The organism is Tessaracoccus terricola, assembly GCF_054776555.1.
This window is the reverse complement of the sequence record NZ_BAAHBS010000001.1, coordinates 514,697-534,697: the sequence shown is the minus strand read 5'-3', so window position 1 is coordinate 534,697 and position 20,001 is coordinate 514,697. Positions and strand designations below refer to the sequence as shown.

The following is a 20,001-nucleotide window of genomic DNA, read 5'->3' as shown; positions in this document are numbered from 1 at the left end:
GGTCGCGGGGCGACCTCCTCAGGGAAACTGGCACGAGCGCGCATGTCAGGAACGCGCCGCCTTCAGCGCCGAGGCGAACGAGGGCGTCGTCGGAAGGTCCTGGATGATGGCGGCCTGGTAGGCGTGGTAGACATCGGGCTTGCCGGGCCAGGTCTCGGATGCGGGGGCGTTGGTCTCGTCGAGTTCGTGTCGCCAGGAGCCCTGCTGATGGTCGATGAGGTGTTCGTCGGCGTAGGCCCACCAGCGGTCCAGGTCGGTGCGGTGGGGCTCCTCGCCAGCGACGCGGGAGAGCACCGTCGAGGTTGCGATGGCCTCGGCCAGCACCCAGTGCATCCGCGCGCGAACCACCGGATTGCCGTCCCAGTCGGTGGTGTAGACGAAGCCGTCGGCACCATCGACGGCCCAGCCGTCGGCGAAGGCGCGGTCGGCCAGCTGGACTGCGGCCTCGGTCAGGCCGGCGGGGGCCTCGTCGCCGAGGGTCTGGTCCGTGGCCACCAGCAGGCGGGCCCACTCCAGCCCGTGCCCGACGGTGGCGCCGTAGGGCTGGAACGGGTGGGCGGGCTGGTCACGGTTGTGCTCCAGCATCGGCTCCCACGAAGTGGTGAAGTGCTCGGGGATCCGCCAGTCGTTCCCGCGCGCCCAGTCGGCCACGCGGGCGGCGATCCGCCCGGCGCGCTCGTGCCAGCGTCGGTCCCAGGTGACGTCCCCAGCAGCCAGGTAACACTCAACGGTGTGCATGTTGGAGTTCACGCCTCGATAGTCGTCCAACTGCGTGAAGTCGGCGTCCCACTCCTCCACGACGAGCCCCTCGGACTCGTCCCAGAACCGCTCGTCCTGGACCTGCAGCGCGAGCTCGAGCAGCTCCTGCCCACGCTCGGCACCGGCCGCGACGGCGCTGCTGGCCGCCAGCACCACGAACGCGTGGGCGTAGGCCTGCTTCGCGCTGATCACACTCCCGTCGGGGTTGATGCCTGCGAACCAGCCGCCGTTGCCGGTGTCCCGCAGCGGCCCGTCGAGCAGCGCCGCCACACCGTGCTCGACGAGGTCCCGCAGCGCGGCGGCGTCCGGGCCACCTTCGGCGGGTTCCTCACCGGCGAGCAGCCCGAGGGAGAAGGTGTGCGTCATCCGGCAGGTGATCCACAGTTCAACCGGCCGGTCTGCAACCACCGCGCCCGCGTCGTCGAGGTATCCGAAGCCGTTGCGGTGTCGGGAGCCGGCAGCGAAGCGGAGGAGCTCCGCGCGCACGGTCTTGCGGTGGGCGGCGTCGCCAGGGGTCATCGTCGGTTCCTCCAGAACGGTTGTGGGCCAAGCCTAGTTGTCCCGGCCACCGAGATTGGCACGCGAGATCCCGCGGTTGCGGGAACTGGTGGGCGGCAGTCCCATCACCGCGCATGTGAATGGCCCGCTGCCCGGAACGGACAGCGGGCCATCTGCGTTGGCCGCTCAGCGGATCAGTTCACCTTGAAGCGGGTGATGTTGTTGAACACCCAGTCCTCGGTCACGCGGTGCGACCAGACACCGTCGGCGCCCTGCGTACTGGCGACGATGCTGGACCAGGCCCAGGAACGGCAACCGTCCCGGCCGGTCTGGGCCGTGTCGCACTCCGTCTTCCAACGACGGCCGTCGGCCGCAGTCCACTCACCGGCGACTCCCAGCGGGTTGTTCGCCCACTGCGCACGCGTCATGTGCGGGAGGTAGGTGAGGTTGTTGAACACCCAGCCGTTCGTCTGCACGAACCGGCCCCCCTCCACCTTGACGCTGGTGGCCCAGATCTCGGTGGTGCACCGGATGGTCTGCGAGTACGGCTCGCACTCGGTGTACCACCACCGGCCATTGACGTTGTGGAACCCGGGCGTGGAGTACAGGTCACCCGGCTTGGCCGGAGGCGTGACCGGATCCGTTTCAGTGGGTTCCGGCGAGGGCTCCGCCGTCGGCTCCTCGGTGGGTTCCTCCGTCGGATCCGGTGTGGGTTCCGGCTCCGTCGTCCCCTTCGACTGTGCGAACAGCCAGTCGAAGATGGTCCCATCGGCGAAGTCCTCATGGCCGGCGCCAAATGCGAAGGCGGTGTTCGACTGGCTGATCTTGTTGCTGAAGAGCTGCGCCTCGGTCTCATGGGGCGTCCAGTCAAAGCCGAAGTACGGGAAGTTGAACGCCTGGTTGGTCTCGAGGACCGAGACGTTGGCTTCCTCGAACAGCTCGCCGGCACCCGGACCCGTGGAGAAGTACTCCGTCCAGGAATTGCCGGCCCCGTCGTCCTTGTGGGTGTGGGCCCAGACAGACACCTTCCCCAGCTCGGGGTTCTCCGTGAGCTGCTCCTCGCTCGGCAGGCCGCCACCGGCCAGCGGAACGATGGCTGCGAGGAACTCAGGATTGCGGCTGTACATGCCCAGCGTGTACATGCTGCCCATCGAGAAACCTGACATGTAGACGCGGTCCGGGTCCACGATGCCATCGTCAACCAGTTCGTCCACGTAGGCGATCAGGGCCTCGTTGTTCTCCTGGTTGTTCGAGTGGTTCTGGGTGGCGATGATGTGGGCGTTGTACTCACCGGGATTCTCCAACTGACGCTTGGAAAGCACTGCCGCCCCGTTCGCGGTCTGCACGGGAGCGAAGTAGTCGCCCGCAGGGCCACCGCGGCCGCCGCCGTGGTTGTAGATGAACAGGGGCAGCGGACCGTCGTCCTCCCACGACTCGTCGATGGAGAGCAGGATGTCCATGCTGCCCGGGCCGCCGTCGTTCGTCTTGGAAGGAACGAACTTGTCGAGCGCCGGGTTGACCACTGCTGCCTGGCTGAACCGCGGGACGATGGCAGTGCCGTCTGTCAGCAAGATCTCACGATCCACATTGAGGCGATAGTTCAGGATTGCCGAGAATGCGTTCTGCAGGTTTCCGGAGACCATTGACCCGGAGGTGTAGCCGTTGGCATTCCAGAACTCGAGTTCAACAACGATGTAGCGACCACTTTCGGGCGTGTCGAGTTCGAGGTCATCTGAACCCGGCTCGGGTGAGATGTAACCGAGGGGCTCGGGAGCATCGTTCACATAGGCCCGCGTGACGTTCCGCGTTCCATCGAAGATCACACTGGATCCGTCCAGCCTCGTGTTCTTCGCGGCCACCGCAAACATCTCGGCATCGACGTCGTCACGGTCAGCCTCGTTGCCTTCACCCAGGTCGACAATGACGGCAGTGGTCACGTTGCCCACGGAGAGGATGTCATTGAACACCGTGAACGGAATCTCCGTTGCGTTCGGGTCCGGCCTGAAAGTCACATGGATTCGCGCACCACTTGTGGTGACGTTCTCCATTGTGTACTGGTTGTCGGCGAAAGCCACTTCCACGTCGTCGACGGTCACGGTGTCGACCTCGAACCCGAAAGCAGGTTCGAATTCGAAGGTGAGGTCCTCGCCCTCGGTGACCCAGACATGCCCTGCCGGGGAAGACGGGCTGATGCTGCCGTTCTCGCCGGCCGATGCCATCACGTAGTGCTGTTCACCGACGTCCGTGTTCGGCTCGTAAAGCCGCAGGGCAGGTGACGCCTGCATCTGCTGCAGCAACTCGGCCGCGCTCGTGGCACCTGCGATGTGGCTCTTGGCGGTGAAGCCGCCCTCCGCGGCGGTCAGGGCGAAGTTCCACTGATCCGCGCCGCCCCAGATGTAGAGGGACACCGTGCCTTCGGCCTCGTCCAGGACGTGCATCAGCATGCTCTGCTGATTGCCGTTGACGGCTGCGCCGGTGGTGTTGAGGGGGGCGTGCTGCGCGTTGAAGCTGGATTCCCTTCGCAAGGGTTCCGTGCCTCCCCCTGCACCCGGAGCGTCGTTCAGCAGGTAGTATCCGGGGCCCTCGCCAAGGCCGTCGGCAGGCTCCGCAGTGTTCGCACCGGGGCCGAACTGCCAGATCATGTCATCCGTCACTTCGGATGTGATCAAGCCGTCCTCAATGGTCACCGGCCGGGACTCCATGCCGATCTGTGTGTCGCCGGTGACGTCGCCGGGCGTGCTGATCGTGGCCTCGGCATTGACGAGGGCGCCGTCCGGGGACACGACGAGATAGCTCTTCCCGGGCACCACATCGGCAGGGTCGACCTGCCGCCAAGTGTCCGGTTCCGCCGAGGTTGCAGTTGCTTGCGGGAGAACTAGAACTAGTAGCGCAAGAACCAATGACAGGACTGGTAATCTTTTCACGGTACTTCCTTCCAAGATTGTTTTACGAACTTTCATGCTCCAAACACCGGTTACTCCGGACATCTGGGTTCCGACCATTCGACGAAGAAGCGATCACCCCACTTGTTGTTCAAACCGCACTTTCCGACGGCCCCACCCTCAAGACCATTGGCCTCTGAGGGACACAGCACATTTCGGAATCACCAATGGAACGTGCCCGAGGGTGCTGCTGGCGCCGCATTTTCAACGTTGTAATTGGGCAGGAGACCACTGACGGCCTCGTCAGTTTGTTGTGCGAACGAACGTATCGCCGTCGAGGGATCCGTGTCAAGGGTTTGGTCGAGACGACCTGCTACCGGCCCGGGACGGGGGCTCGAGGAATGGGCCTACGCCCCGCCGACGATCCGCACGACCAGGTCCGCCCTGCCCCGGCCCCGTTCGACGAGCGCCCCGTTGACGGCGTCGACACCCTCCACCCACGCCGTCGCGTGCTCGACGGAGTCCCCGTCGGCCAACCGCCGCGCGAGCAGCCGACGGTGGAGCTCCTCGGGCGCGACGTCGATGAACCACACCTCGTCGAGCAGGGGCCGCACCGCCTCCCAGCCCTGCGCGTCGTGCAGCAGGTAGATGCCCTCGGTCACCACGAGTGGCGTCTCGGCCGGCACGGGGAGGGCGCTTCCGATGGCGAGTTCGAGCGACCTGTCGAAGCGCGGCGCGTACACGAGACCGTCGCGGGCGCGGAGGCGTCGGAGGAGGGCCACGAAGCCGGCAACGTCGAAGGTGTCGGGGGCGCCCTTGCGATCGCGGCTGCCGAGGGCCTCGAGCACCGGGTTGTCCAGGTGGAAGCCGTCCATCGGGACCAGCGCCACCCGCTCCGCCAGCGCCTCCGACAGGGCCGCCCCGAGCGTCGTCTTGCCGGCTCCGGGCGGGCCCACGATCCCCAGGATCCGGCGCTCACCGGTCACTGCGAGGTTCTCGGCGCGGCGGACGAGATTGGCCACCGTGGCGTCGACTACCTCCTGCATGGGGTCGAGACTAGCGGTGGGGGTGCTTGGGTCCGCGCATAGAATTGCCGCCATGCGCATGAAGAAGCCCCTCGCAGCCTGGTTGGCCGGGATCGCGGCCGTGTCCCTGTTCACCGCCTGCTCCGGCGACGACGATCCGGCACCGGTCACCGACGGCAACCAGCCGGTGGAGACCGGCGCACCGGCGGACCCGAGCGACCCGGCTCCCCCGGTGGACGACGGCGGCGACTCGCAGACGTTCGAGGGCGAGGTCTCCACCGAGACCATCACCGCCAACATGATGGAGATGCAGATCCCCACCGGCCTGCGGATCCCGGAGGACTCGCTGGTCACCCAGGCGCTGCAGACGTCGATCATGATCGCCGACGCCGACGAGACCGCCGTCGTGGACATGGTGAACTCCAGCGCGGAAGAGGCCGGCTATGAGGTCTACGCCGAAGTCCCAGGCGGCAAGGTGTTCGTCGGCCACGGCAACGCGGTGCTGTTCACCGCGTTCCCCAACGCCCAGATCATCACCTGGGGTCCCGAGTCCATGAAGGACGCGCTCGCGGGCAACTGACCGCCGCGGTCAGAGGAGCGGACGGCACCGGAGACGGAGCCGTCCGCTCAACTGAAGTCCTGGATCAGACGACGCGGCGCATCCAGCCGTGCTTGTCCTCGGCACGGCCGTACTGGATCTCCAGGAGGTGCTCGCGGATGGCGCGGGTCTTCTCACCGGGGGCGCCGTCACCCACGGCCTCCTCGCCACGGTCGGGCGAGTTGAAGCCGACGATGGGCGTGATCACCGCTGCGGTGCCGCAGGCGAAGGTCTCGGTGATGTGGCCGGAGTCGAGCCCCTCCCACATCTCGTCGATGGAGATCGGGCGCTCGACAGGCTCGAGGCCGTGGTCGGAGGCCAGGGCCAGGATCGAGTTGCGCGTCACGCCATCGAGGATGGAACCGAGCGCGGGCGTGAGGAGCTGGCCGTCGGCGGTGACCAGCATGAAGTTCATCGTGCCGCACTCCTCCAGCCACTTGTGCTCGGCGCCGTCGGTGTAGAGCACCTGGCCACAGCCGTGCTTGGCGGCCTCGTTTGCGGCGGCGAGGCTGGCGGCGTAGTTGCCGCCGCACTTAGCGGCCCCGGTGCCACCCTTGGCGGCACGCGTGAAGTTGGGCGTGATCCACAGCTTGACCGGCTCCGGGTAGTAGGCGCCGGCCGGGGTGGCGATCACCGCGAAGATGTACTTGTGGGCCTCGCGCACGCCGAGGTAGGGCTCGTCGGCGATCATGTAGGGCCGGATGTAGAGGCTCTGCTCGTTGACGCCCTCGGGCACCCACTGGTGCTCCAGCTCGACCAGTTCGGTGACGGCGTTGAGGAAGGTCTCCTCCGGCAGGACGGCCATCTCCAGGCGCTCGGCCGAGCCCATGAAGCGGCGCGCGTTCCGCTCGGGCCGGAACAGCCACACGGAGCCGTCTGCGCGGCGGTATGCCTTGAGACCCTCGAAGATCTCCTGCCCGTAGTGCAGCACGGCAGCGGCGGGGTGGAGCTGGAATGCCTCCGTGGCGATCAGTCGGGGATCGTGCCAGCCGGTGCCCTCGGTGTAGTTCATCACGGCCATGTGGTCCGTGTAGTACCGACCGAAGCCGGGGTCTGCCAGCGCAGCGTTGCGCTCAGCCTCCGACGTGGGGTTCTGGCTGCGGTTGAGAACGAATTGACCCATGGGGGCCAGAGTAGTGGGCCTCGCTCTCGCAGTCACCGCCGCGTCCGTGGCGGGCGCACGCACCCGACCCCGACGGGGCACGGGGACAGCCGTGACAGCCGTCCGCGGGAGGCGCCCTTGAGGCTCTGCAGAGCTTGAATGCGGCGTGTCGCGGAGCCTGGTCACGCCCGCAACGGCAGCGGCCCCGGGCACACCGGTGGCGGCCCTCGACACGGCTCCCGGCACGGACCCCGCCGCGGACCCGCAGGGCGGTTGCACGCGCTTGCCTTCCGCATAACCGGCCGTCAGACGAGAAAGCCGTGGTCAGATGCTGGACGCGTTTGATTTTCTGAGAAACCTGAGAGAATCTTGGACGGGTTGCCACAGAAGGGAAGTGGATCGGTGCGCAAGCTACTGACGCGAGTCGCGACGGCTGTTCTGGCCACCGCGGCGACCCTCGGTGCAGCCCAGGCCCTCGCCCTGCCCGTCGCGCCGCCGCCCGTGGCACCGGTCAGTGGCATCCCCACCCCCTGCGCTGTGACCAACGAGTGGCCGGGCGACGACGTCGGCATCGACGCGATCGCGGCCCAGATCACCGAGACGTTCGGCTTCAAGCTCGCCGGCAAGCAGTGGACCGAGGAGAACCGCGCCTCCATCAAGATCCTGTGGGAGACCCTCGACGCGGTCAGCTGCACCGACTACATCACCAACCTCCAGGCCAAGGTGAACGGCAACGTCGGCATCAACGCCAACCGGATCTCCGGCTGGGCATGGGGCGACTGGAGCCTCACCAAGGGCAGCTACGTGACGCTGGACTTCGCCAAGTTCGCCAAGGCCCTCGAGGCCGGCGACGAGGGCCGCCTGGTCCGCCTGGTGATCCACGAGATCGCCCACGTCCTCAATTCGGACCGCCACTCCAACCCGGCCTACTGGCAGGAGTTCGGTGACCTGTTCCGCAGCGAGGGCCGCTTCGGCGACTACGCAGGCAGCTCCAAGTCGGAGACCTTCGCCGACGTCGTCGGCTACTACGTCGGCCGCTGCGCCCTGAACAACCCGTACGACACCGGCGAGTTCGCCGGCTACTACGAGTTCGTCAAGGAAGAGGTCTTCGGCGGCAAGGAGTTCGGCCCCGAGCCCGGCGTCAAGCCCGAGTGCACGGTCCCCGACGCCGGCGCCGAGGAGCCCGTCCCCGGCGCCCCGGTCACCGAGGAGACCATCAGCTGGATCGAGGCCGTCTCCGGCGAGTGAGGCTTTCGGTCCGGCAACGGCACCACCGAACTAGGATTGGCGACGTCGCCCATCCCAGGAGGTCAAGTGCCCGAGGTCAGCGCCTACGCGATCGACTCCCCCACCGGCTCATTCACCCGGACCACCATCACCCGCCGCGATCCCGGCCCCACGGAGATCTACTTCGACATCGCCTACGCCGGCATCTGCCACTCGGACATCCACACCGCCCGCGAGGAGTGGGGCCCCGCCCGCTTCCCGCTGGTGCCGGGCCACGAGATCGCGGGCACGGTGACGAAGGTCGGCTCCGAGGTGACCAAGTTCAAGGTGGGTGACCGCGTTGGCGTCGGCTGCTTCGTCGACTCCTGCGGCACCTGCCCCGAGTGCGAGGACGGCCAGGAGCAGTTCTGCACCGGCGAGGGCGGCACCGTCGGCACCTACAACTCCATCGGACGCGACGGCGTCCCCACCGCGGGCGGCTACTCCACCGGCTTCACCGTGGAGCAGGACTACGCCCTCCACATCCCCGACGAGATCTCGCTCGAGCACGCGGCCCCGCTGCTGTGCGCGGGCATCACCACCTACAGCCCCCTGAAGCGCTGGGGCGCGGGCCCCGGCAAGCGCGTGGGCGTCGTCGGCATGGGCGGACTGGGCCACATGGCGGTCCAGATCTCCGCCGCGCTCGGCGCCGAGACCCACGTGCTGTCCCGCACCCGCGCGAAGGAGTCCGACGGCCGCAAGCTCGGCGCCGTCGCGCACCACGCCACGTCGGAGGAAGGCACCCTGGAAGGGCTGCGCAACTCCTTCGACCTGCTGATCTGCACCGTCTCCGACGGCATCGACACCAACGCGCTGCTCCGCACCCTCGACACCGACGGCGCGCTCGTCGTGGTGGGGCTGCCGTCGGAACCCACCAGCGTCGACCTCGGCAACGTCATCCACCGAAACCGGGCTCTGGCCGGCTCCAACATCGGCGGCATCCCCGAGACCCAGGAGATGCTGGACTTCTGCGCCGAGAAGGGCATCCGCCCGATGGTGGAGGTCATCGCGGGCGACGAGATCGACCGCGCCTACGACGACGTGGTGGCCTCCCGCGTCCGCTACCGCTTCGTCATCGACGCCGCCACGATCGGGGCCTGATGCGGTGAGCAGCCCAGTGGTGGAGCGCGCCTCGGGGGCGGCCTGGGGCGTGTTCGCGATCGGTGTCCTCGCCTACGCCGCCACCATCATGCAGCGCACCAGCCTGGGCGTGGTGGGCATCCACGCTGCCGAGCACTTCGGCACCACCGCCGGCGTGGTCTCCACGTTCGTGGTGGTGCAGCTGGCCACCTACGCGCTGATGATGGTGCCCGTCGGGGTGCTGCTGGACCGGTGGGGCTCCCGGCTGGTGCTGGCCTGCGGCACCGTCGTCATGGGCATCGCGCAGGTGGTGATGGCCACGACGGAGCTGCTGCCCGTCGCGATCGGCGCACGCATCCTGCTGGGCGTCGGTGACGCCTGCATCTTCACCGGCGTGATCCGGCTGCTGCCGTTCTGGTTCCCGGCGCGGCGGGTGCCGCTGCTGCAGCAGATGATCGGCCTGCTGGGCCAGCTCGGGCAGATCGCGTCGGTGGGTGCCCTGCTGCCGATGGTGGTCATCTCCGGCTGGCGGCCCACCTTCATGTTCGCCGCCGGCGTCGCATTCGTGATGGCGGTGGTGGTCTACCTCGGCATCCGCGACGTCCCGGAGGGCATGGAGCGCGCCACGTCGGGGGAGCGGCTGCGGGAGATGCCCCGCCAGCTGGCCGCCGTCGCCCGCCACCCGGCCACCACGCTCGGGTTCTGGATCCACCTCACCGGCGGTTTCGCCGCCAACACGTTCGTGATGATGTGGGGGATCCCGTTCCTGGTGGTGGGCCAGGGGTTGAGCCAGGGGACGGCGTCGGCACTGTTCATCCTCACTGCCGTGATCGGCGGCGTGTTCGGGCCGGTGATCGGTTGGCTCACCAGCCGCCACCCGCTGCGGCGCAGCACGCTGGCGCTGACGGTGATCTGGGCCAACTTCGTGTGCTGGTCCGCCGTGTTGTTCTGGCCGGGTCCGGCACCGTACTGGCTGCTGACCCTGCTGGTGGTGGCGACGGCGGCCGGCGGTCCCGGCACCGCCATCGGCCTGGACTTCACCCGCACCAGCCTGCCCGCCCACCGGCTGGGCGCGGCCAACGGGATCGTGATCACCGGCTCGTTCTCCGCCAGCACGTTCGCCATCCTGGCCATCGGCATCCTGGTTGACCTGATGAGCGGCGGCGGCAACTACACCGGGCAGCAGCTGCGCCTGGCCATGATGGTGCAGCTGCCGATCTTCGCCGTCGGCCTGGTGGCCATCCTCATCAGCCGCCGCAGGCTGCGCGCGCTGATGCGTGAGCAGGGCACCGTGGTCCCCACCTGGCGCGAGGTGCTGGAGCGCTACCGCCGTCGGTGATGGCCGGGCGGGCCAGACCGGGCCCCTGCGGCAGGCCCCCGTCAGGGGACGGGTGCCCAGCCCAGACGGGCCTCGACGACGTCGGCGGCCGCCGACGGGAACCCGTCCCAACCGGGTTCCAGCTCCTCGCGGGCCAGCCGCAGCAGGCCCCGCGCACAGACCTCGAGGTCCAGGTCCAGCAGGTCCCCAAGCCGGGCGGCCACCCCGGGCAGGTGCTGCTCCAGCCGTCGCAGCGGGTCGAACGGGCTGCCGGCATCCGCTTGCGGCGCCAGGCGACGGCGCAGCGCCCAGCACAGCCCCACCAGCGCGTGGCCGCGCACGTGGGCACTGGCGGCCACGCGCTCCCCACGGCGGTGGCGGCCCACCCCGATGAACAGCTTCACCAGGAACAGCCGCACCTGGTTCTCCGCCGACGGCGGCTCGGGCGGCGCGCCGAAGCGCAGGTCCCCGCCGTCCAGGGCGACTTCTCGCGCCGGATCGGTGACCTGCCACGCCAGCCCGGCCCCGAACTCGTAGACCATGGCGTCGTCGTAGAGGGCCACGCCACCGTTGTCACCCTCCCGCGCGGTCAGCACCAGCCGGTCGGGCTCGGGCAGGAAGGGCCACCCGGCGCGCAGCCGGTGCGCCGCTTCCGGGGCGAGGAATACGTTGAAGTCCAGGTCGGACCACTCGTCGCGCCGGCCCTCGCCGTCGCGTGTGGATGAGCCGTAGAAGACCAGGCTGGTCACGCCGTCGACTGCGGCGCAGGCCTCCTCCAGCCGTCGCCGGTGGGCGGCCAGGTCAGGTGCGGCAGTGTGGTGGGTCATGGGAGTCCTCCGGTGGTTGTGGCGCCTGATCGGGCTCAGAACAGGCCGGGCAGTTCCTCGGGCGGGGCGTAAGCGGGGTCCACCCCGTTGAACAGTTTGGACACGGAGCGGCCGCTGTGGATGCGGTCGATGGCGTCGGCGAAAAGGCTGGCGACGCTCAGCGTGGTCAGGCCCGGGAACTCGGCCGGGGCCGGCACGGTGTTGGTGGAGATCACCTCGGTGATGTACTCCGAGCCGGACAGTTTGGCCACCGCGTTCCCAGTGAACAGGCCGTGCGTGCACACGACGGTGGCCGACGTCGCGCCGAAGTCCACCAGGCGGTGCACGATCTCCACCACGGAGCCGCCGGTGGCGATCTCGTCGTCCAGGACGATCGCCTGCTTGCCCGCGACGTCGCCGACGATGGACTCGATCACCACCTTGTCATCGGCCATCCGCTGCTTGTTCCCGGCGGCAACGGGCAGCCCGAGGAGCCGGGCCAGCAGCGTGGCCTGCTTGGCGTTGCCCAGGTCCGGGGAGACGACGATGTGGTCGGTCAGGTCCCGCCCGCGGAAGTGCTCGGCGATCACGCCGAGCGCGGTGAGGTGGTCCACGGGAACGTTGAAGAACCCGTGTACCTGGGGCGCGTGGAGCGCCATGGTGAGCACCCGGTGCACCCCGGCGGTGTGGAGCAGGTCCGCCACCAGCCGGCCCCCGATGGAGATGCGGGAGGCGTCCTTCTTGTCCGAGCGGGCGTAGGCGTAGTGCGGCATCACCGCGGTGATCTGCTTGGCCGAGGCCCCGCGCGCGGCATCCACCATCAGCAGCAGTTCCATGAGGTGCTCCTGCGTGGGCGGCACCAGCGGCTGCACGATGTAGACGTCGCGTTGGCGGCAGTTGGCCAACAGTTGCGCCTGCAGGCAGTCGTTGCTGAAACGTGAGATCTTCACGGGGCTGCGCTCGATTCCGAGGTTGCCACAGATCTCGTCGGCCAGCGCCTCGTGCGCGGAGCCGGAGAACACGACGATGTCCTTCAAGGCTGCTCCCTTCGGTGGCGCCCAGACTAGCGGGCGGCATCACCACCACGGGGCAGGATCCTCCACTCCACCGCAGATGCGGCCACGGAACGGATGGGGCGCCGGGCTAGAGTTCGAGATTGAGACGACGAGGAGATGCAGCCGTGAATGACGTGACCGCCAAGGGACAGGACCGCTCGTGGGGACCGTCCCACACGAGGGCCCGCCGTACCGGTTGGGCGCTCGCCGCCTTGGTGCCGCTGCTGCTCACCGGCTGCTCCGACGCCGAGCACATCCGCCCGGCAGACATCGCGGGCGAGGTGCTGGCACAGCGTGTCACCGACGAGATGCTCGTCGCGGGCTTCTCCGTCTCCGAGACCCGGATCACCCTCACCAGCGGCGAGCCGCCGGCCATCACCCAGCTGTACCCGGAACCCGACGAGGCCGTGGAGCCGACGGTTGACTCGGCCAATCCTGTCACCGTCCGCGGCAGCGAGCTCGACGTGGCCGCGGCGGCCTCCCGCGCCACCGAGTCGCTGACCCGGTGCGGTGAGGAGTGGGGCATGGTGGAGGTCCAGGTGCTGACCGCCTCCGCCCTCGCCACGCGCACCACGTGCGAGGTGGACGGCCAGGAGGTCCACACCGTGCTGTTGAACGACGACGAACTCCCGTCCCTGCCCGGCCCCGTCACGGGCGGGACCATCGAGCAGGTGTGGGACGAGATCACCACCGCCGGTCTGGCCGAGTCGGTCACGCGGGTGGAGTTCGCCGGCGAGGCGGACAGCGTGGGCGTCATGTTCACCGGCGACGCCACCGACCTCACCTACGAATGGGCCCGTGGTCTGGAAGTGGTGGACTCGGCCGTCCTGTCGCACCCGACGTCGCCCGATCGGGAACTGGGCCTGCCGGAACTGCCCGCCGCCGACGTCGCCGCCGTCCTGGACGAGACGCGCGCCACCCTGGAGGACCCGGACGCCGCGGTGCGCGTCACGGTGGAACCCGCCCCCACCGGCCATGGGGTGGATCTCGTGCTGGGCGACGTCGACCACAACGAGCTGGCGAGGGTGCCGCTGGGCTGAGCAGCGGCGGGGAGGACCTCTGCCCCGGGCCCCGGCTGTGGTGGAATCAGCGGGTGAATTCCCCAGCCGCGCCAGAGTCCGCCGAAGAGTACTACGCCCGCATCGCGGCCGCTGCAGGGCCTGATGGCCGCATCGAGGTGGCCGTGCAGGAGATGCCGGGGTGGGACATCTACCCCTACGAGATCGACTCGCTGCGGATGAAGCCGCTGCTGCCGCTGGGTGAGGACGAGCTGCCGCGCCGCGGGGAGGACCCGGCCGAGTGCTGGTGCGTCGGCGCCTCGGAACAGCTGCCGGAGCGGTTCGCGGACCACGTCTGGCGCAACGAGCGCTGGGTGCTGCTGGCCGACCTCGAGCAGGGGCTGCCCGTCATCCTCACCCTGTACCCGATCCCCCACTGCGACCTGCCCACCGTCCCCGACGAGCTGGCCGGCGAGATGGGGCGGCTCGTCGTCGCCATCTCCGCCGCCGTGGAGGCCCTGCCCAGCGTCGGCCGCGCGCAGCTCGCGAAGTGGGGCGACGGTGGCGCCCACCTCCACCTGGTCTTCCTCGGCCGTCCGGCACTCACGCGGCAGTTCCTGGGCTCGCCGCTGCTGAACTGGGCGGAGAACCTGCCCGACGCCCCCGCCGAGGTGCTGCGCACGAACGCGGCCTTCGTCGGAGCGCGCGTGGCGGAGACCTTCGGCGGCGAACTGGGGCCGAGCTTCACCGACTGAGACCAGCACCGGACCGGCCGCACGATGGCGTGCGACCGGCCCGGACCAGTCCAATCGACCGGGCCACTCCCCCGATGTGGCCCGGCCGAAGCTCAGCGGATGGTGAAGCGGACGATGTTGTTGAACCGCTCCGCCAGGACGTACCGGATCCCTTCTGGGGTCTGGTCCAGCACCTTCGTGGTCACGTAGCTGCGGCAGCCGTTGCGGCCGGAGACCGCCGTCTCGCACTCGGTGCGCCAGCCCCGCCCCTCGCCGTCGGTCCAGGAACCGGTGTTCCCGAGCGGGTTGTCGGTCCACAGCGAACGCGGCGAGGCCATGTAGGTCAGGTTGTTGAACACCCAGCCGTTGACCTTGAAGTAGGCGCCCGGCGCCCCCTTGATCTGGGTGCCCCAGATGTAGGTCCAGCAGCGGTGCGTGACCGAGTACGGCTCGCACACCGTCATCCACTTGCGACCACCCACCTCGTGGTAACCGGGAGTCTCGTAGAGGTCCTGCGGCGGCCTAGTCGTCTTGGTGGCCGTGACCGTCGGCGCCGGCGCCGGCTTCGCCGTCCGGGTGGTGGTGGCTGTCGCCGTGGCGGTGGCGGTCGCCGTCGCAGTGGCCGTCGCCGTCGCAGTGGCCGTAGCGGTTGCGGTGGCCGTGACCGTGGGACTCGTGGTCACCGTCGGCGTCGCCGTGGCGGTCACCGTCGCGGTGGCGGTGGCCGTCGCGGTGACGGTGACGTCAGGGTCCGGGGTCGGCGTCTCCGTCGGCTCCGGCGTCGGGGTCTCGCTCGGCTCGGGCGTCGGGGCCGCGACGATGGTGTCGGTGTCGGAGTCGACGTTGTTGCCCGGTGTGACGTCCTCGCCGCCGGCGCCGTCGTCGGCCACCCGGGCGGTCACCTCCACCGTGTCCCCGGGCCGGCCGGTGACCTCGACGGTGAACGTGCGCGTGTTGCTGGACTCGCCGGCCTGCGTGGCGGCGGGCCAGGTGATGGTGCCGGCGTCGTGGGTGCCGCCGTCGGAGGCGGAGACGAACTCCAGCCCCGCCGGCAGCGTCACGGTGGCCAGCACGCCGGTGGCGTCGATCGGGCCGGTGTTGGCGACGGTGACGGTGTAGGTCACCGCGGCGCCCTCCTCCACCTCGGTGAGGCCGTCGTCGACCGTCACGTTGAGGTCCGGCCGCTCCACGATGGCGCTGGAGCAGTTGGCCAGCAGCGTCTGGAGCACCGGCCCGGGGTCCGTGCGGAACTCATTGATGTCGAAGAACCCGCCGCCCGACTGCGTGGCGAGCTCCTGGTAGGGCAACGTCTGGGCGTTGATGTTGATGATGGAGTACAGCACGATGTCGGCTTCGGCGAGGGCCTGGTGGGCCATCTCGTCGGTGGTGCCGTTGCGACGCTGGGCCGGCTCGTCGCCGATCAGCACGAGGCACTTGCCCACGCTGGGACGCCAACCCACGGACGGCTCCGCCGCCAGGACGATGCCGTCGATGCCGAGCTCGCCACCGTTGGCGGTGCCGAGCCCGTTGGCGCCGGCGATGGCGTCGTCGAGGTGGTTGGTGGGCGGCATCTTGATGAACAGGTCGTGGCCAGAGGTGGGCATGCCGGCGACGCCGATCTGGTGGTCCAGGCTGGCGGCGAGTTGCTCGGACATGGCCACCAGGTTCTCGCGCACGCGCTGCTGGTAGCTGCCCATGCTGCCGGACTCGTCGACGACGAAGAACACGTCGCCGGGCGGGCGCTGGGCGGTGGTGATCCCGGTGGTTCGCACGATCCCCTCACGCAGCCTGGACTGGGCGATCGTGGCGGTGAGCTCACCCTCGGGTCCCGCGAACGGCAACCTGGCGGTGACCTCGCCCGCGGCGTCGGAGGTGGCCGTCACACTGGCACCGTCGACCTCGAGGACCACGTTCGCCCCCGCCACCGGCGTCCACTCCCGGGTGTCGCGGACGATGGCGCGCACGTCGACGCTGCCGCCGCGCGCAGTGCCCGGGACGGCATTGGCGACGACGTGGACTGGGAGACGGGAAACGGTCACCTCGGAGGTGCGCACCGTCTGGTCACCGTCCTTGTCCGTGACCGTCAGGGTCACGGTGTAGGTACCGGCCTCGGTGTAGGTGTTCGGGATCCTGATGTCGGCGTTGCGGCAGTTCTCCACCTCGGCGGCCGGGCTGCCGTCGCCGTGGTCCAGGACGCAGCGCAGGCTGTTGCGGTCCACCGTCGACGGGTCGGAGACGCTGAGGTTGTTGAACGGCAACTCCTGGTCCACCCAGCTGGTGTAGGTGGCCGGCATGCTGATCGTCGGCGGCTGGTTGGCCACCTCCACCTGCTTGGTGACCGAGGTGGTGAAGCCGTAGGAGTCGGTCTGGGTGAGGGTGACGTCGTAGGTCCCGTTGTCGGGGTAGCTGCGGCTGCTGTTGTAGTTGTTGTTGGTCACGTTCCCGTCGCCCCAGTCCCAGACGCTGTGCACGATGGCCGTGTCGGCAGGCACGGTGCTGGTGTTGGTGTAGCTGGAGCTGACTCCCTCGCGGGCGTTGGTGGGAACGGCGAAGTCCGTTGTCACAGGCGATTCGATGACCGTCTGCTGCAGGCTCCCGGTGGCGGTGTTGCCCGCGGCGTCGGTGACGGTCAGGACCACCACGTACGCGCCGGGGCCGGCGTAGGTGTGGGTGGGCGAGGCCTCCGTGGAGGTGGCGCCGTCGCCGAAGTCCCAGGCCCACGCGACGATGTCGTCGGCACCGTCGGGATCGCTGGAGAGGTCCTGGAAGGTGACCGTGGCGTCGCCCACCTGACCGGTCCAGGCCTCGAGCACGTCGGTGGTGATGTAGCTGCCACCGCGGTTGCTGACGGCCTCGTAGCGCAGCCAGCGCCCCTGCGTCGGAGTGGCCAGTTCCAGTTCCTGGAGTTCGGAGCTGTTGGCGAGTTCACCGTCGAACACGGTGCCGTAGCCGCTGCCCGTTCCCGTGGTGGACAGGGAGAGGTTGACCTGAGCGGGCCGGTAGCTGTTCGACGTGCCGGGCTTCAGCTTGATGCGGTCCACGAGGTACTCGGCACCGAGGTCCACCACGGTCCACTGGTTGCTGTTCAGGCCGGTGGCCGTGCGCCAGCCGACAACGCCACCCGGGTAGTCGACGTCGATCATCTCCACGGCGGCGTAGGTGTTGCTGGCCGCGCTGGAGTAGCCGGCGATCGAGGCGCCGTGCGGGACCAGCGCCATGTTGGTGCCGCCGTTGGCCGGGCGCGGGTTGAAGGCGGCCACCGGCGGCCCGGTGAACCCGATCTCACGGCTGACCACCTCGGAGACAGCCCCGAGGGCGTCGGTGACTCGCAGGGCCACCGTCGCGGAGCCCGTGAAGGTGTGGGTGGGCGAGGCCTCGGTGCTGTCGGTGTTGAAGGTCACGCCGTCGTAGCTGAAGTCCCACTCCAGGCCCGCGATGCCGTCGGCGTCGGTGGAGGTGGACGTGAAGGTCACGGCCTCGCCCGAGTTCGGGGTGGCCGGCTCGTGGGTGAAGGACGCCACCGGGCGGTCTGTGACCACCACCTGGCGGGTGACGTCGTCCTCGAGGCCGTCGGAGTCGACGACGCCCAGCGTCACGTCGTGGCTGCCGGCGGTGCCGAAGGTGTGGACCGGGTGCTGCTCGGTGGCGGTGGCGCCGTCGCCGAAGTCCCACGCCCAGCTCGCGACGGGGCCGTCGGGGTCCGTGGAGCCGTCGGTGAAGGCGACCTCCTCGCCGACGATGGCCGGCGCAGGCGCCCAGTCGAAGGCGGCGGTGGGCGGCCCGGTGTCCGGGGTCGCCGGGTTGCAGTCGTCGTCGATGCCGTTGCCGGGGACCTCGGTGGCGCCCGGGTTCACGGCGGCCGAGGTGTCGTCGCAGTCGACGTTGGCGTGCCAACCGTCGCCGTCCTCGTCGGGGTGGGTGCCCAGCAGGAGCCACTGGTTGGTGGCCTTCGCCCCGCTCGGGTCCGTGGTGACCACCTGCACGACGGCGGGACCCTCCGCCGCGGTGACCGTGGCGGTGGGGCCCTCGCCCACGGCGGCGCCGTCGAGCGTCCAGGTGGTGGTGGTCACGTCGGCGGAGTCGGGGTCACGCACGGTGACGGCGAAGTCCTGGGTCCCGCCGATCGGGGCCTCGACGGTGCCGAGGGCCGGCGAGGGTGCCGTGTGCGTGGGTGCCCGGTTGGAGGTGCTGACGTTCACGCGGGCGGTGTCGGTGCTCTGCTGGCCGGCGGCGTCTGTGCCCAGGACGCCGACGACGTGGCTGCCGAAGGCGAACTCGTGGCTGACCGATTCTCCGGTGGCGTCGTCGTGGACGCCGTCGCCGTCGAGGTCCCAGGCGATGGTGACGCAGTCCGCGCAGGTGGCGGTCAGCGTCACAGGGGTGCCGACGCGGCCGCTGTAGGGGCCGCGCGCGTCGATCACCGGGTATGCCGTGAGGGTCTCGTCGGCCGCCACTACGGCTTCGAGTTCGGTGACGACGGGGATCAGCTCGTTGTGGACCTGCACCCAGGCCGCACCCATCTGGTTGTTGGCGTCGATCATCGAGTTGGCCATGGCCGAGATGTTGGCGAAGGGGTGGTCACCGTCGAACTCGTCGACGAAGTTCTCCCGCAGCGAGTCGAGCGCGGCGTCGTCGAGGCCGAGGTTGCGCAGCTGGCGCTCCTCGTCGGCGGTGAACCCGTCGGCGGCGAGGCGGTCGCGTGTGGCGCGCAGGTCCCGCAGTTCGTTGTCCACGTTGACGCGGGTCCCCAGGCGGCCGAACAGCGTGTTGAGCGAGGAGGCCTGGGCGGTCTGCGAGTCACGCAGTGCGATGGCGTAGTCCTGCATCGAGCGGGCGTGCATGAGCGCTGCGGCGGGCTCGTCGTCGATCTCGGCGCCCTGGTACTTCTCCATCGCCGCCAGGTAGGCCTCGGCGAGTGCCTCGTCCTGGGCCACCTGGTCCATGTGGGCGATCAGCGCCTCCTCGATGTTGTCCCCGAGGACGGGCTCGAAGGTGTCGGTGGTGCCGAGCAGGCTGGGGCCCTCGTAGTCGAAGTCCGGCGGGTCGGCGGCGATGCCGTTGTAGTGGGCGGCCTTGTCGATGATGGTCTTGACCACGGCCAGTTTCAGGCGCACCAGGTCCGGCACCCCCACCGTCGGGCAGTAGACGGTGATGGGCATGTCCGGGTCCGGGTTGGGCGGCAGGAACAGGCACACGTAGGTGAGGTAGAAGCCGGCGATGTTGCGGGCGTCGGACCACAGCGAGTAGCCCAGGTAGGCGGTGAGCAAGGCGCTGTAGGCGGCTGCGGCCTGCATCCAGTGGTCCCGCTGCTGCTCCGCAGCGGCCTTCATGTTGGCGATGGCGGCCGACGGCAGCGGCGGCACACCGGAGGGGAACTCGACGGTGAACGCGTTGGTCAGGATGGAGTCCGAGCCGTCGAAGACGCCGTTCTGGCAGGTGTCCTCCACCACGTCGTAGGTGCCCTCGGGGATGGAGCCGCTGGGCCCGGTGAAGCCGATGACCTCGTCGATGAGGGCGCTGCCCAGCAGGGCGCTGGTGACGGTGTTCGGGGTGCCGCTCACGTCGCTCAGGCTGCCGCCGAAGGAGACCGAGCCGGTGGGCACCACGTAGATGTCGGAGGTGGTGTAGATGAAGTCGCAGTCCCTGGTGAGGGCGCCGAGCTCGATCATCACCGTCGCGTTCGGGCCGTAGGCGCCGCTGCCCATCATGAACTGGGAGGCGTCGGCCCTGGCCGGCCTGATCGTCGTGATCGACATCGTGGCCACCAGCGCCACCGCGGCCAGCGCCGCCACCAAACCTCGAAGTCTCGTGCGCATCTCTTCCCCCTGCCCCGAAGGGCTGCTCGGCCTCGTCGGGGCCCCCCGGCACCGATCAGCGGCA

13 protein-coding genes are annotated in these 20,001 nt (G+C 69.4%); 6 read left to right on the top strand and 7 right to left on the bottom strand.

The window, feature by feature from the left end:
• Positions 1 to 45 precede the first annotated feature (45 nt).
• From ACYU7G_RS02340 to ACYU7G_RS02330, 3 genes are all read right to left on the bottom strand, one after another.
• Positions 46 to 1,278 (bottom strand): AGE family epimerase/isomerase, encoded by a 1,233-nt coding sequence (locus ACYU7G_RS02340; protein ID WP_461104362.1) that lies wholly within the window; start codon positions 1,276 to 1,278, stop codon positions 46 to 48.
• A 173-nt stretch (positions 1,279 to 1,451) separates the two neighbouring features.
• Positions 1,452 to 4,067, bottom strand: a complete 2,616-nt coding sequence (locus ACYU7G_RS02335) for a hypothetical protein (protein ID WP_461104360.1) — start codon at positions 4,065 to 4,067, stop codon at positions 1,452 to 1,454.
• Positions 4,068 to 4,546: 479 nt separating this feature from the next.
• Positions 4,547 to 5,185: a nucleoside/nucleotide kinase family protein gene (locus tag ACYU7G_RS02330; RefSeq protein WP_461104358.1), complete on the bottom strand. Its 639-nt coding sequence runs from the start codon at positions 5,183 to 5,185 to the stop codon at positions 4,547 to 4,549.
• A gap of 52 nt (positions 5,186 to 5,237) precedes the next feature.
• Here ACYU7G_RS02330 and ACYU7G_RS02325 point away from each other — a divergent pair, with 52 nt between their 5' ends.
• Positions 5,238 to 5,744, top strand: a complete 507-nt coding sequence (locus ACYU7G_RS02325) for a hypothetical protein (RefSeq protein ID WP_461104356.1) — start codon at positions 5,238 to 5,240, stop codon at positions 5,742 to 5,744.
• A gap of 64 nt (positions 5,745 to 5,808) precedes the next feature.
• Here ACYU7G_RS02325 and ACYU7G_RS02320 read toward each other — a convergent pair whose 3' ends face one another.
• A complete protein-coding gene (locus ACYU7G_RS02320) occupies positions 5,809 to 6,885 on the bottom strand; it encodes a branched-chain amino acid aminotransferase (RefSeq protein WP_461104354.1) in 1,077 nt (358 codons plus the stop codon).
• A 381-nt stretch (positions 6,886 to 7,266) separates the two neighbouring features.
• Between ACYU7G_RS02320 and ACYU7G_RS02315 the strand changes: the two genes are divergently transcribed.
• From ACYU7G_RS02315 to ACYU7G_RS02305, 3 genes are all read left to right on the top strand, one after another.
• Positions 7,267 to 8,112 carry a hypothetical protein gene (locus ACYU7G_RS02315; protein ID WP_461104352.1) on the top strand — a complete coding sequence of 282 codons (846 nt, stop codon included), beginning with the start codon at positions 7,267 to 7,269 and terminating at the stop codon, positions 8,110 to 8,112.
• A 66-nt stretch (positions 8,113 to 8,178) separates the two neighbouring features.
• On the top strand, positions 8,179 to 9,231 hold the full coding sequence (locus ACYU7G_RS02310; protein WP_461104350.1) for an NAD(P)-dependent alcohol dehydrogenase: 1,053 nt from the start codon (positions 8,179 to 8,181) through the stop codon (positions 9,229 to 9,231).
• Between the two features lie 4 nt (positions 9,232 to 9,235).
• Positions 9,236 to 10,549, top strand: a complete 1,314-nt coding sequence (locus ACYU7G_RS02305; protein ID WP_461104348.1) for an MFS transporter — start codon at positions 9,236 to 9,238, stop codon at positions 10,547 to 10,549.
• Positions 10,550 to 10,590: 41 nt separating this feature from the next.
• Here ACYU7G_RS02305 and ACYU7G_RS02300 read toward each other — a convergent pair whose 3' ends face one another.
• Together ACYU7G_RS02300 and ACYU7G_RS02295 are read right to left on the bottom strand one after the other, a co-directional pair.
• Complete coding sequence (locus tag ACYU7G_RS02300) at positions 10,591 to 11,355, bottom strand: hypothetical protein (protein ID WP_461104346.1); 765 nt, start codon at positions 11,353 to 11,355, stop codon at positions 10,591 to 10,593.
• A 35-nt stretch (positions 11,356 to 11,390) separates the two neighbouring features.
• On the bottom strand, positions 11,391 to 12,371 hold the full coding sequence (locus ACYU7G_RS02295; protein ID WP_461104344.1) for a ribose-phosphate diphosphokinase: 981 nt from the start codon (positions 12,369 to 12,371) through the stop codon (positions 11,391 to 11,393).
• A gap of 143 nt (positions 12,372 to 12,514) precedes the next feature.
• Between ACYU7G_RS02295 and ACYU7G_RS02290 the strand changes: the two genes are divergently transcribed.
• Positions 12,515 to 13,429, top strand: coding sequence for a hypothetical protein (locus tag ACYU7G_RS02290; protein WP_461104342.1), 915 nt, complete (start codon positions 12,515 to 12,517; stop codon positions 13,427 to 13,429).
• A 53-nt stretch (positions 13,430 to 13,482) separates the two neighbouring features.
• A complete protein-coding gene (locus ACYU7G_RS02285) occupies positions 13,483 to 14,142 on the top strand; it encodes a hypothetical protein (RefSeq protein ID WP_461104340.1) in 660 nt (219 codons plus the stop codon).
• Positions 14,143 to 14,234: 92 nt separating this feature from the next.
• Here ACYU7G_RS02285 and ACYU7G_RS02280 read toward each other — a convergent pair whose 3' ends face one another.
• Positions 14,235 to 19,937: a PKD domain-containing protein gene (locus tag ACYU7G_RS02280; RefSeq protein WP_461104338.1), complete on the bottom strand. Its 5,703-nt coding sequence runs from the start codon at positions 19,935 to 19,937 to the stop codon at positions 14,235 to 14,237.
• Positions 19,938 to 20,001: the final 64 nt, after the last annotated feature.

Coding starts and splice junctions, on each gene's coding strand:
- ACYU7G_RS02340 (WP_461104362.1), bottom strand. CDS start 1,278: ATGACCCCTGGCGACGCCGCCCACCGCAAGACCGTGCGCGCGGAGCTC.
- ACYU7G_RS02330 (WP_461104358.1), bottom strand. CDS start 5,185: ATGCAGGAGGTAGTCGACGCCACGGTGGCCAATCTCGTCCGCCGCGCC.
- ACYU7G_RS02325 (WP_461104356.1), top strand. CDS start 5,238: ATGCGCATGAAGAAGCCCCTCGCAGCCTGGTTGGCCGGGATCGCGGCC.
- ACYU7G_RS02320 (WP_461104354.1), bottom strand. CDS start 6,885: ATGGGTCAATTCGTTCTCAACCGCAGCCAGAACCCCACGTCGGAGGCT.
- ACYU7G_RS02300 (WP_461104346.1), bottom strand. CDS start 11,355: ATGACCCACCACACTGCCGCACCTGACCTGGCCGCCCACCGGCGACGG.
- ACYU7G_RS02280 (WP_461104338.1), bottom strand. CDS start 19,937: ATGCGCACGAGACTTCGAGGTTTGGTGGCGGCGCTGGCCGCGGTGGCG.